Genomic DNA, 13,345 nt, shown 5'->3' with positions numbered 1-13,345 from the left:
TAAAATATAACGACGAAATAAAATTTTGTATATATAAATGTATACAAATCCAAATAAACATTTGTTTCTATTTTGGAAAAAATATGATAGATGTTACAAATCAACAATTAGAATTAATCAAAAAAAATATCAAATTTGTACCCAATTATCCAAAAAAAGGAATTTTATTTCGAGATATTACTGCATTATTAAAAAATCCTCAAGCATACTCAGCAAGTGTTACTCTTTTGGCTCATCATTACAAAAATCATAAATTAACCAAAGTAGTAGGTATAGAAGCTAGAGGATTCTTATTCAGCGCTCCATTAGCATTAATATTAAAACTAGGTTTTATTCCAGCCCGTAAATCAGGAAGATTACCACGTGATACCATTAAAGAACCATATATTTTAGAATATGATAGCGGATCTTTAGAAATACATACCGATGCCATTACTCCAGGTGATAAAGTTTTAATTATAGATGATTTACTAGCAACGGGTGGAACAATTGCAGCCACAGTAAAATTAATCAGACGGTTAGGGGGAGAAGTAAATCATGCTGGATTTATAATAGATTTAGAAAATTTAAGTGGAAAATCATCATTAAAGAATATAGGAATAAATTCCTACAGTTTGGTAACGTTCTCTGATCATGATTAATAATTACATCTTACTAAACTAATAAGTTTAGATCTTCATATTCATAATAATTACTATATGAGTTATATCTTATGAGTTATCAAGTACTTGCTCGAAAGTGGCGTCCAAAAAAATTTTCTGATCTTGTAGGACAAGAACATATCATTCAAGCAATCACACATACTTTTTCATTAAATAAAATTCACCATGCTTATATATTAAGTGGTACAAGAGGAGTAGGAAAAACTACTATTGCTCGATTATTCGCAAAAGGATTAAACTGTGAACAAGGTTCAACATATACTATGTGCGGTCAATGTAATAATTGCAAAGACATTGAATCAGGTTGTTTTATTGATCTTATTGAGATAGATGCAGCATCACGCACTAAAGTAGAGGATACTAGAGAATTTTTGGATAATGTACAATACATGCCATCTCGAGGTCGCTTTAAAGTATACATCATAGATGAAGTACATATGTTATCGCGTCACAGTTTTAATGCCTTATTAAAAACGTTAGAAGAACCACCCGCACATGTTAAATTTATTTTAATTACTACAGAATACCAAAAATTACCGGAAACTATACTATCCCGATGTTTACAGTTTTACTTGAAGCCTCTAAATATTTCTCAAATTATCACTCAACTCACATATATTTTTCATAAAGAAAACATAAAAATAGAGACTTCTGCTTTAGAATCATTAGCATATGCATCAAAAGGAAGTATGCGTGATGCGCTTAGCTTAGCAGAGCAAGCTATTGTTTTAGGAAATAATAATATAACTAATAATGTTATTAATAATATGTTTGGTATATCAAACGTCGAACATCCATTATGTTTGATTGAAAACTTAATTGATGCGGATATACACAATATCATGCACCAAATTGAAAATTTGAACAATTTAGGAATCCAGTGGGATTATATTTTCAACGAAATTCTTACTATCTTGCAAAAAATAGCTATAGGTCAATTTCTAACAAATTCTGTACAAAAAGAAGATAATAATGTAACACAACACATCAATCAACGTATACGTAAATTAAGTAATCGTATTACCCCAGAAAATGTACAATTATATTATCAAATTTTTCTGTTAGGTCGTCGGGAATTACCTTACGTTCCTAGTCATCGCATGGGAATAGAAATGACCATGCTACGCGCATTAGCTTTTCGTCCTGATATAGATACAACAAACAAAAATAATAATAATAATAATGGCAATGATGGCAGTAGTATCCCTTCAAAACCTGTATGCTCAGATAATAATTCTGAAATAAATACTAATACTACACAACATATTACTACTGGTCCTGTTCAATCAATAAATCACTATCAAAATAGTAGCCATCCATTAAATATAGAAAAACCAAAAAAAACAAATGATACATTACTCTTAAATCTTAAAAAATATAAATTCAATATGGATAATACTAAACCAAAAATTTCAAAATCTTTATCTAATAGAAAGATTGAAGATATCACTTCTAAAATATTAGAAGCCCGATCAAAATTATTACAATATAAAGAATGTAATAAGTTACATGTAATAGAAAAAAAATCAAATTTAACTTCAGAATCTCAAAAACAAACAAAAAGTATCTTAGATAGATTTGCCAATATTAATACAATAATTTTAAAAAATAGTACTGATCGTTTCAATAAAATTAATGAAAATTTATCGGAATATCTGGAGTCGCATAATAACACTAACGATACACTCAACCTACAAAAACATCAAAATATACCCAATATTATAAAAGAAATACTTCAAGAAGCAATAAATAAAGATTTATGGATATCACAAATATATCAATTATCATTACCAAAACCAGCAAAAAAATTAGTTATGAACTCATGGAAAGAAAAAATTTCTTCAAATGAAATATGCCTACATGTTCGTTCCGAATATCAACATTTAAATTCCATAAAACTACACAATATCATACAAAAATCACTCAGCCATAATATGGGCATACCGATAAAATTACACATCAAAAAAAATGACAACTATGCAATAAAAACACCAATGGAATATTTACATACTTTATATAAAAAAAAATATCATCAATAGTAAAGAAAGAATTTTCAAGTGATCCGTACGTTAAAATGATTAAATCTTTTTTTGATGCTGAAATAGATGAAAATGATATTCAAGTACTTTAAGCATCAAAAAACCTATAAAATTTAAATAAATAAAATAATACTACTTTTAATTTCATATCAATTATATTGTATATGTAGTCTAAAAAAATAAATTAACTGCACATTAAAAACATGTAATTTCATTGACTAACATAACTACTACCATGATTTTTATAAAAATTAATTACTATTTTATATACCTAATGATCAAAAAATTAAATTAAAACTATCAATCAATAAGATTCATTTTTAACTCAAAATTGACCCATACAAATAAGCTAGTTAAATCAAAACAATAATCAACCTTCATTTGTAATAATGAATAAAAATTATTCATAAACAATGACATTTAACGACAATACATTTAGAAACATGCGTAAATACTGTCATCCTACTCAATTTATCAATTCGTGTTCTTAATTTAACTATTAATCACTACTTATAATATAAAATCAAAACATCACTCTTACAGCATAATCTACAATAATTAGATAATAAAATATAATTTTATACTTTAGTTATGATATAATAACAATTATTAAAATTAGATCAGATTAATACCAATTTAAATATACGTTTAGATAAGGGTTATTTCTATATATGAGTAGATGTATGTTTGCAATAATTATAGACATTATTTGCTAAATTTTTATAATTTTATTGAGAATTAAATTTGATACGTATCATATTCTTAGGCCCTCCCGGATCAGGCAAAGGAACGCAAGCTCATCTTATTACAAATAAATACAACATTCCAAATATTTCTACAGGCATGATGTTGCGTCAAACGATACATAACAGCTCGTATCAGTCCTATGAACTGAATAAAAATATAAAAAATATTATACATGCTGGTGATTTAGTCAATGATGAATTTATGTTGCAATTAGTCAACACACGCATTAGTCAACGCGATTGTCGTAATGGATTTTTATTAGATGGCTTCCCTAGAACAATTTTACAAGCAAAATCTATGAAAAAATATGAAATTTTTGTAAATTATATCATAGAATTTTTTATATCAGATTCTGTGATCATTGATCGTATTATAGGCAGGAGAATACATGTAAGTTCTGGTAGAACTTATCATATAAAATTTAATCCACCTAAAAATTATGGATTAGATGATATTACTGGGGAAGTGTTAACTACTCGAAAAGACGACCACGAAGAAGCTATACGTCAACGATTACATAATTACTATCAACACACTGCACCAGTATCAGATTATTATAGAAAAGAATCGAAAGATAAAAAAATAAAATATTTTGCTGTTGATGGAAATCGTGATATTTCTGAAATCTACAAAGAATTAATCAATATTATCAATTTATAATACTTATTAGAGTGTCCATTTCAGTTTCATTATGATATCAACACCCATAATAAACATCATCAGCACACAAAATACACTATCTCATCAACCACAGTGCTTAGTTAATTCTCAAAAAATATATAATTTTATTGTAAAAATCACTAATGTATATAATGGACACTAAATACTAACTATCAAAAACACAATAAATCGATACATTGTTTCTATAATGTAGACGTGCAGATACAAGCGACAAATGATAAACACTCAAAGATAACATTATAAATATATAAACTATTTTGAAATCATATATACAATATAATAAACAATTTTCATCTAACTTGCTGTATGCAGCATATAAAATATATCCAACAATTATAAAATATTGATTATGATGAATCTGTCTAAATCTAACTTTTATTTTTTTAACTATCAATAGTATCCATGATAATGTGAATCTTACCAGGACATATTATATATTTTCATTCTACTCTTCAAATAAGACAGAATATAATTTATTTGCAAACAATAAATTATCTTTAAATAATAAAAATCTAGTAATCACATCAACAATACTTACATTTACTTTTCGAACAATTTGTAGTAAACTGTTTAATATTATACAAGAACAGGCAAACTATTGTAAAAAAGAAAAAGATCTACAAAAAAATAATTATATTTAAAATATATATCCTTAATAAAAATTAAACCACATCTATATTTATAAGTAATCTTAATAAAAATATATACATTCCCTATTTATATATATCTCGTATATATATAAAACATGTGTTTAACATTTCATTTATTCTAAATATTAGGCTAAATGATAAATGTTCCATTTCTCATGAAAATATTTATGAATAACATATAGATATTTTAACTATTAATACAAAATACTAACTTTACATTCTATTTATTTATATAATGGAAATTCTGTAAATAGTATATCGTTGTTCTTTTCATTTATTTCTACAATTGAACCGTATTTGTTCCAACATCCTAACACTATTATCTTAAGAATATCTTTTTTAGATCTGGATCTGTAAATATTGTGAGTTGCAGGTTGATGAGTATGTCCATGAATCATGATATCCGCATTATTCTGTATTAAAATATCTGTAGCTGTTTTTAAATTGATATCTAATTGTTTTGTTGATTTATATTTTGCATGTTGTGTACAACATGCACGCATAGAACTGAATATTCGTGAACGTACGGACAATGGTAACGATAAAAATAACCGCTGCGCTATAATATGACGTAAACATTTTCTAAATAATTGATATGAGCCATCATTAGAGCATAGAATATCCCCATGTAAAATAATTATTTTTTTTCCAGACTCTAATTGTAACACTTGCTTAGAAGATAATAACTTCATTCCACAAGCGCTAGCGTATTTCTTTCCTAATAAAAAATCATGGTTTCCATGAATAAAATAACACGAAATTCTTTTTCGATGTAACGCTTTCAAAGCTTTAGCAATATTAATATGCAGTGGATTACAATCATCATCTCCTAACCAAGCATCGAACAAATCTCCTAAAATATAAAGAGCTTTAGCACGTATTGCATAATTTTTTAAAAAACACAAAAACCCATTAGTAATATATGACGACTTAACACACAAATGAACATCTGAAATAAATAAAATAGACATACATATATATATTGAATAATTATAATAATGGCAATTTTAATATTGTTATATTTTTAATATTTCAGATCAAAACTATTCATTAAAAATTTAATAATCAAATAAAAACAATCATGTAAATAAAATCATACTATACATGAATATATGCATATAGTATATGCCATAATTATACTTACTATATAATAAACATTGCCATACCCTCATGATTAAGATAACATATGTCATGTTTTTATGCAAAGACGATGACATCAATACCAAATTAATAACTAGATTATATATATAATCTAGTTTAAAGATCCTATTAACCTATTAAGCTTATACACTAAAAATCAATATGATTACGTATCAAAATTATATAATGAATTAAAATGCTTAAAATTTTCAATACCTTAACAAGAAAAAAAGAAAAATTTACACCTATCGATTCTGGTAAAATTAAAATATATGTTTGTGGCGTTACAGTTTATGATTTATGCCATCTCGGACATGCTAGAACATTTATAGCATTTGATAGTATTATTCGTTATTTACGTCATTGCGGATATCACGTAGATTACGCCCGTAACATAACAGATATAGATGATAAAATCATAAACAAAGCTTATGAAAATAACGAGACTACTGAACAACTAACTAAACGTATGATTCAAGAAATGCATCTAGACCTAGATGCATTAAATATATTACGCCCAAATTATGAACCAAAAGTAACAGAACATATTAATATAATCATTAAATTTATCTGTCTATTAATTTCAAAAAAACATGCATATACTGCTCCTAACGGAGATATCATGTTTTCTGTAAAAACGATGCGCAATTATGGTCTCTTATCCAATAAAAAAAATTTACCTGAAACACATTATAATAACTTAAAAATATCAAACACAAAAAGAAACCCTATGGATTTTGTATTATGGAAAAAAACATCTAAACCAGGGGAGCCGTGTTGGCCATCTCCATGGGGAGATGGCCGTCCAGGATGGCACATTGAATGTTCTGCTATGAATTATTCCATTTTTGGTAATCAAATAGACATTCATGGAGGGGGAACAGATTTAATTTTTCCGCATCATGACAATGAAATCGCTCAATCTGAATGTGCTAATGACACTTCTTATGCAAATATATGGATGCATTCTGGTATTCTGTTATTTAACTATGAAAAAATGTCAAAGTCATTGAATAATTGTTTTACTATACGTGATATTTTAAGACATTATGATCCTGAAACAATAAGATACTTTTTAATGTCTGCTCATTATCGTAGTCAATTAAAATATAATGATAATAACCTTAAAAATGCACAAGCATCGTTAAAACGATTATACATAGCTTTACGAGATACTAATCCTACAATAAAACCAAATGGGGGGGAACATTTTATATCAAAATTTAATTCTAAAATGAACGATGATTTCAATACACCAGAAGCATATTCAGTATTATTTGAAATAGCACACAAATTAAATGATTTAAAAATTAAAGGTCATTCGCTTACTCAAGGTATAGCTGCTACCTTAAAATATTTAGCAAACATTATCGGATTATTACATCAAAATCCAGAAATTTTCTTAAAAAAAATAACATCAAAAAATAATAAAAAATATCATATTGAAAAAATTCAAAAATTAATTCAATGCCGAGAAGTTGCACGAAAAAATAATCAATGGGAATTAGCTGATAGAATACGAAAAAAACTAAACATTATGGGAATAACATTAGAAGACAAGTCTACAGGGATTACGAAATGGCATTACAAATAATATAAATAGTAACAATAAAGTGAAATAAATGAAACTATCTCTCCTCCATATGATGATCATCATATGCTTGCAAAGTATTTTGAATAAGTGTTACTACCGTCATAGGACCTACCCCACCCGGAACAGGTGTAATATATGCTGCCCGTTCATAAGCACTAGAAAAGTGAACATCACCCACCAGGTTCCCGTTATTCAATCGATTAATACCAACATCTATTACTATAGCCCCTCGTTTTATCCAACCACCAGGAATAAAATTTGCTTGACCCACTGCTACTATTAATAAATCAGCATTTTCAATATATATTTTTAAATTCTGAGTAAAACGATGAGTGATTGATACCGTACATCCCGCCAATAACAATTCCATAGTCATAGGCCGACCAACGATATTTGATGCTCCAACTACAACCGCATGTAATACAAACATATCTATATTATACCATTTCAACAAAGTAATTATACCGCGAGAAGTACACGGACGTAACGTAGGAGATCGTTGGCATAAACGCCCTACGTTATACGGATGAAAACCATCTACATCTTTATCAGGGGCAATATGTTCTAAAATATTTATTTTATTTAACTTATTTGGTAATGGAAGCTGAATTAAAATACCGTCTACACGGTAATCATTATTTAAAACTTCAATTAATTGAAAAATATCATTTTCAGTAGCCGTAATAGGTAAAGTATAAAGAAACGAAATTAAACCCACTTGTTCGCATACTTTTTTCTTATTAGTTACATATATTTGAGAAATTGGATTATCTCCTACCAGGATCATAGCTAATCCCGGTGCACGCTTCCCAGAACTCATATTTTTACGTACTTGATTAGCCATCTCTTTTTTTATTTTTTCAGAAACATATTTACCATCAATTATCTTGGCGATCATTGCAGAATATATCCAATAAGTTATGTATGAACACAATGATGTTATTTTATAACAAATACATATCACTATTAATTTTAAACTATACACTTTTTCATAAAACATACTGCTTAACAAATATTTAATCTAACAAGACATCTCGCAAAAAGAATATATATTTAGTAAAATATACAAATGACGCGCCCTTAACTCAACTGGACAGAGTAACAGCCTTCTAAGCTGTAAGTTATAGGTTCGAATCCTATAGGGCGCATAATTACACATAATGCTCATCATATATTATGGTTATCAATTACATAAATAAATCTCAATTAAACAAATCATATAACATAGTTTAATAAAAATGTGTATACTTAATAGGTGTATACTTGTGATTTAATAAAAATAGACTTCTGCTAAATAATAGTATTAAGTATATTTCATTAGTATGATAAAATATCATGATATTAGGAATTGCTTTTGCTGTAATCTCAGGATTGTTATGGGGATTAATTTTTATAGGTCCTTTATTGATACCAGAATACCCCAGCATATTACAAGCATCGGGTCGTTATATCGCATTTGGATTAATTTCATTACCACTATCATGGTATGATAGAGCACATTTACGTAGATTGTTACTAAAAGATTGGTTAGAAGCAATAAAATTAGTTTTAACAGGTCATTTAATATACTACACTTGTTTAACAAGTGCTATTCAACGCGTGGGGGTGCCAATTTCAACAGCTATTGTCGGTACATTACCTCTAATGTTAACTGTAACGACACATATTGTTTCTCCTAATGAAAAAAAATTACCAAACCATACTTTATTAATATCATTGTTGCTAATGGGATCGGGTTTGTTATGTGTGAATATTTCTGAACTGCGATCTGAATTCTTTATACTGAGTATATGGCAATACACAAGCGGAATAATTTTAGCAATTATTTCTGTTGTATGTTGGGCATGGTATGCATTAAGGAATGCACATTGGTTAAAAACTCATCCATATAATAAACCTATGACCTGGGCTAATGCACAAGGCATAGTTACATTACCGCTATCATGTCTCGTTTATTTTTTTGTATGTATTTGCTGTTCAGATTTAATTCAAGATGAATTCGCACTACCCTTTGGTCCTAGACCAATTTTTTTTATTTTATTAATGGTATTAATTGGATTCTGTTGCTCTTGGTTAGGCACATTCTTTTGGAATGAAGCGAGCCAAAGATTACCAACAACGTTAATAGGCCCATTGATTGTAGTAGAAACTGTGGCAGGTTTAATATACTCATGTATACATCAACAACTATGGCCATCTCCCTTAATTTTAGTTGGGATGTTTTTATTAATTTCTGGAGTTACATATATCATGAAAATTCGTAAAAACACATACTAAGATAATTTTTGCAAATCATTGATCTTTCAGTAAATAGTTGAAAGAACTGTTGTGAAAACAGAATATATCATGGTCATTCCATTTACTGTAAATAAAAATCATGTAATACACCCAATCAACAACTGTAATCAACAATAAACGATGATAACACTTATTGTATATATCATCATGAGCATATTCATTAACTTATACAAATCCAAATTTGTTATCTGTGCTAATAATACATCTTTCTTATGCTTATTTACATAGGCATACTAACTAATATTATAGTAGTACGTAAATCCATTACGTCATCATATTTATTTATAATATTATTATTTGTTACATTATTACGTCTATATGAATATTATTTGCACATATTAAAATAACCATATTTATATATCTGTGTCATTTTTAGATCTTTAAAATTTTTGATAAAAATTAATAATGTAAACAATAAAATTTTTATACTATATTTATAGTTACTAACTCATAAAATTTTAGAAATCATTTTTCTATGCCCGTTTATTGACATAACAATACCAAATCCCGCCATTAATACTAATAAAGATGAACCACCATAACTTATTAATGGTAACGGAATACCTACTATTGGTAATAAACCACTAACCATTCCAATATTTACGAATATATACATAAACAATACTAACATAAAACTACCGATAATTAATCGTCCAAACATATGCTGTGTATTAACAGCAATCAGCAATCCACGCAATATAATTCCCAAATACAACAACAATAATATTAATATTCCAAAAAATCCTAGTTCCTCTCCTATCACTGAAAAAATAAAGTCAGTATGACGTTCCGGTAAAAATTCTAACTGTGATTGTGTTCCATGTAACCACCCTTTTCCATAAAAACCACCCGAACCGATAGCAATTTTTGATTGAATAATGTGGTATCCAGCGCCCTGCGGATCAATTTCTGGATGTAATAATATTTCTATTCTAGATCTCTGGTAATCATGCATACAAAAAAACCAAAATATAGGAGTAAACAAAACTATTAATAGTAATGTAAATAAAATTAATTTCCAACTAATTCCAGATAAAAACAACACAAAAAATCCAGAACTGACCGTTAAGATTGCTGTCCCTAAATCTGGTTGTAACAACATAAATATGGTAGGAGTCATAATTAATAACAGTACGATACCAACATTTTTGATAGATGGCGGATGTTGCTCTCTATCAATATAACGCGCTGCCATTAGTACAACAGAAATCTTAACTATTTCTGATGGTTGAAATCTTATGATACCAAAATCTAACCAACGTTGAGCTCCTTTGCTAACTTGCCCTATCATATTAACTAAAATTAATAATATAAGACATAAAAAATATATGTACGGTGTCCAAAATTCATAAACTCTAGGTGGAACTTGTGCTAAAAAAAACATCAACAATAATCCTCCTATCATTTGTAACACTTTTAATTGGATCATTTCAAAATTTTGACCACACGCACTCCACATTATAAAAGTTCCATATAATAATAAACAAATAATTAACAGAAATAATGTTAAATCAATATGATATTTGTTCCATAATGAATTTTTTTGAATAATTTGATACATGGATGCGTTATAATAACTAATGAGTTAAAAAATAATTTAATTATATATATAATTATTGTAGTAAAACATAATCAAATATCTTTCTTGTAATTGATCCTATTGATACTCCAATTCTAGCGTTTTCTAAAATTACCACTACAGCTACCGTGGGATTTTCGTATGGAGCAAAGGCAGTCATCAATTTATGGTCTCTAAGAGATTCAGAAATCTTACTGGGATCATAATTTTGGTTACTTTTTAAACTAAATAATTGCGCCGTACCAGATTTTGCCGCTGCTTTATATGAAGCGTCAGCAAAACTTTTGCTTACTGTGCCATTTGGACGATTAGCTGCTCCGAACATTCCATCTTTAGCAATTTTCCATACATTTGATTTTGGATCGCCTACTTGATCAAATTCTGTTTGATGATATGGAACATGATCTTTTTCTAATACAATACTATCAAGCAAATGTGGAACACGCACGTTGCCATCATTAATTAAAGTAATTAAAGCTTTAGACATTTGCACAGGAGTAGCAGTCCAATAACCTTGTCCAATTCCTACCGGTATTGTATCCCCTTGATACCATGGTTGCTTGAAACGTTGTATTTTCCATGCTTTGGTTGGCATAACACCAGTTAACTCTTCAAATAGATCAATACCAGTATATCGACCATACCCAAATTTACGCATCCATTCTGATAAATTATCTATTCCCATTTTGTAGGCTATTTGATAAAAAAAAGTATCAGAAGATTCTTCAAGAGCTTTCGTGATATTTAGTTCACCATGCCCCCAACGTTTCCAATCACGATAACGTTTTTCTGAACCAGGTAATTGCCACCACCCAGGATCGGAAAACAAAAAATTCTGATTAACCACTCCCAATGTTAAAGCGGATACAGAAATATAAGGTTTTACTGTAGATGCAGGAGGATATATCCCTTGAGTAGCGCGATTAAGCAAAGGACAATTGTTATCCTTTAATAAAATACTATATTCTGTATTGGAGATACCATCAACAAACAAGTTTGGATTATAACTAGGATGAGAAATTAAAGCTTTGATCCCCCCATTTCTCGGGTCAATAACTATCACAGAAGACCGATTGCCTACCAATAATTTTATAATGTATTGTTGTAAATTCAAATCTAATGTTAAAACAATATTTTTTCCTGGTATTGGATATTTTTTATATAATTCTCTAATTACTTTTCCACGATTATTTATTTCTACAGCTCCATAACCCGGTGTCCCATGTAAAATATTTTCGTAATAGCGTTCAATGCCTAATTTGCCTATATTAGGAGCTGCAATATATTTACCCAAAATACCCTGCTTGTTTAATCGTTTTATATCCTCTCCATTAATTTTAGCAACGTATCCGATAACGTGAGTTACATCAGATCCATAAGGATAGTAACGACGTTGATAACTTTTGATCGTGACCCCAGAAAACCTAAACTTATTAACAGCAAATCGAGCTTGTTGTTCTTCCGTTAAATCAATTTTAATAGGCAATGAAACAAATTGAGCAGAATGTTTCCGAATTCTTTCAAAACGTTCTATATCATGATCACTTAAATTTAATAATAGTTTTAATTCATGAATCGTATGGCTTAAATTTGCTGCATCTTCCGGAACCACTTCTAATTGGTAAATAGTGCGATTTAATGCTAAAGCTATTCCATTTTGATCATAAATAATTCCCCTTTTAGGCGGAATAGGAATGATCTTAATCCGATTTTCATTGGAACGAGTAGTATACATATCAAAATGAACTATCTGTATTAGATATAGGTGAACAAATAAAATTCCAATGACCAACAACATAAAAACACACGCAATAGTTACACGACGTACAAACGACAACGATTCCGCTGAATAATTATGAAAAATTTGATGAGCATTGAACTTCATGTAATCAAAATTTATTTATATCTAATATAAATTATCAATATAAATAATTATACACTTATTTAATAAATAA

The 13,345-nt window shown here is 28.5% G+C and carries 9 protein-coding genes and 1 tRNA gene; 6 read left to right on the top strand and 4 right to left on the bottom strand.

Annotated elements, in window-relative coordinates; translation table 11 throughout:
* Positions 1-83 precede the first annotated feature (83 nt).
* The 3 genes from apt (at position 84) to adk (ending at position 4,108) form a co-directional block, all read left to right on the top strand.
* The gene (apt, locus tag M9409_RS01265) at positions 84-641 is read left to right on the top strand and encodes an adenine phosphoribosyltransferase (RefSeq protein WP_250227136.1); all 558 of its coding nucleotides are present in this window, start codon (positions 84-86) and stop codon (positions 639-641) included.
* Positions 642-712: 71 nt separating this feature from the next.
* Entirely contained in the window at positions 713-2,701 is a 1,989-nt protein-coding gene (gene dnaX, locus M9409_RS01260; protein WP_250227135.1) for a DNA polymerase III subunit gamma/tau, read from the top strand.
* Between the two features lie 744 nt (positions 2,702-3,445).
* Complete coding sequence (gene adk / locus M9409_RS01255; RefSeq protein WP_250227134.1) at positions 3,446-4,108, top strand: adenylate kinase; 663 nt, start codon at positions 3,446-3,448, stop codon at positions 4,106-4,108.
* A gap of 895 nt (positions 4,109-5,003) precedes the next feature.
* Here the strand turns inward: adk and M9409_RS01250 are convergent.
* Entirely contained in the window at positions 5,004-5,750 is a 747-nt protein-coding gene (locus M9409_RS01250; protein WP_250227133.1) for a UDP-2,3-diacylglucosamine diphosphatase, read from the bottom strand.
* A 365-nt stretch (positions 5,751-6,115) separates the two neighbouring features.
* Between M9409_RS01250 and cysS the strand changes: the two genes are divergently transcribed.
* Entirely contained in the window at positions 6,116-7,513 is a 1,398-nt protein-coding gene (gene cysS / locus M9409_RS01245) for a cysteine--tRNA ligase (RefSeq protein WP_250227132.1), read from the top strand.
* Positions 7,514-7,547: 34 nt separating this feature from the next.
* On the opposite strand, the gene folD is transcribed toward cysS, so the two are convergent.
* Positions 7,548-8,411, bottom strand: coding sequence for a bifunctional methylenetetrahydrofolate dehydrogenase/methenyltetrahydrofolate cyclohydrolase FolD (gene folD / locus M9409_RS01240; RefSeq protein WP_250227131.1), 864 nt, complete (start codon positions 8,409-8,411; stop codon positions 7,548-7,550).
* Positions 8,412-8,587: 176 nt separating this feature from the next.
* Here folD and M9409_RS01235 point away from each other — a divergent pair.
* Together M9409_RS01235 and M9409_RS01230 are read left to right on the top strand one after the other, a co-directional pair.
* Positions 8,588-8,661 (top strand) — tRNA-Arg (locus M9409_RS01235).
* Positions 8,662-8,848: 187 nt separating this feature from the next.
* Positions 8,849-9,790 carry a DMT family transporter gene (locus M9409_RS01230; RefSeq protein WP_250227130.1) on the top strand — a complete coding sequence of 314 codons (942 nt, stop codon included), beginning with the start codon at positions 8,849-8,851 and terminating at the stop codon, positions 9,788-9,790.
* 469 nt (positions 9,791-10,259) lie between these two features.
* Here the strand turns inward: M9409_RS01230 and rodA are convergent, their stop codons facing one another.
* Together rodA and mrdA are read right to left on the bottom strand one after the other, a co-directional pair.
* Positions 10,260-11,372 (bottom strand): rod shape-determining protein RodA, encoded by a 1,113-nt coding sequence (rodA, locus tag M9409_RS01225; protein WP_250227129.1) that lies wholly within the window; start codon positions 11,370-11,372, stop codon positions 10,260-10,262.
* 52 nt (positions 11,373-11,424) lie between these two features.
* The gene (mrdA, locus tag M9409_RS01220; RefSeq protein ID WP_250227128.1) at positions 11,425-13,275 is read right to left on the bottom strand and encodes a peptidoglycan DD-transpeptidase MrdA; all 1,851 of its coding nucleotides are present in this window, start codon (positions 13,273-13,275) and stop codon (positions 11,425-11,427) included.
* Positions 13,276-13,345 lie beyond the last annotated feature (70 nt).

Source organism: Blochmannia endosymbiont of Camponotus sp. C-046 (genome assembly GCF_023585865.1).
GTDB lineage: Bacteria > Pseudomonadota > Gammaproteobacteria > Enterobacterales > Enterobacteriaceae > Blochmanniella.
This window is presented reverse-complemented; position numbering and strand designations above follow the sequence as displayed.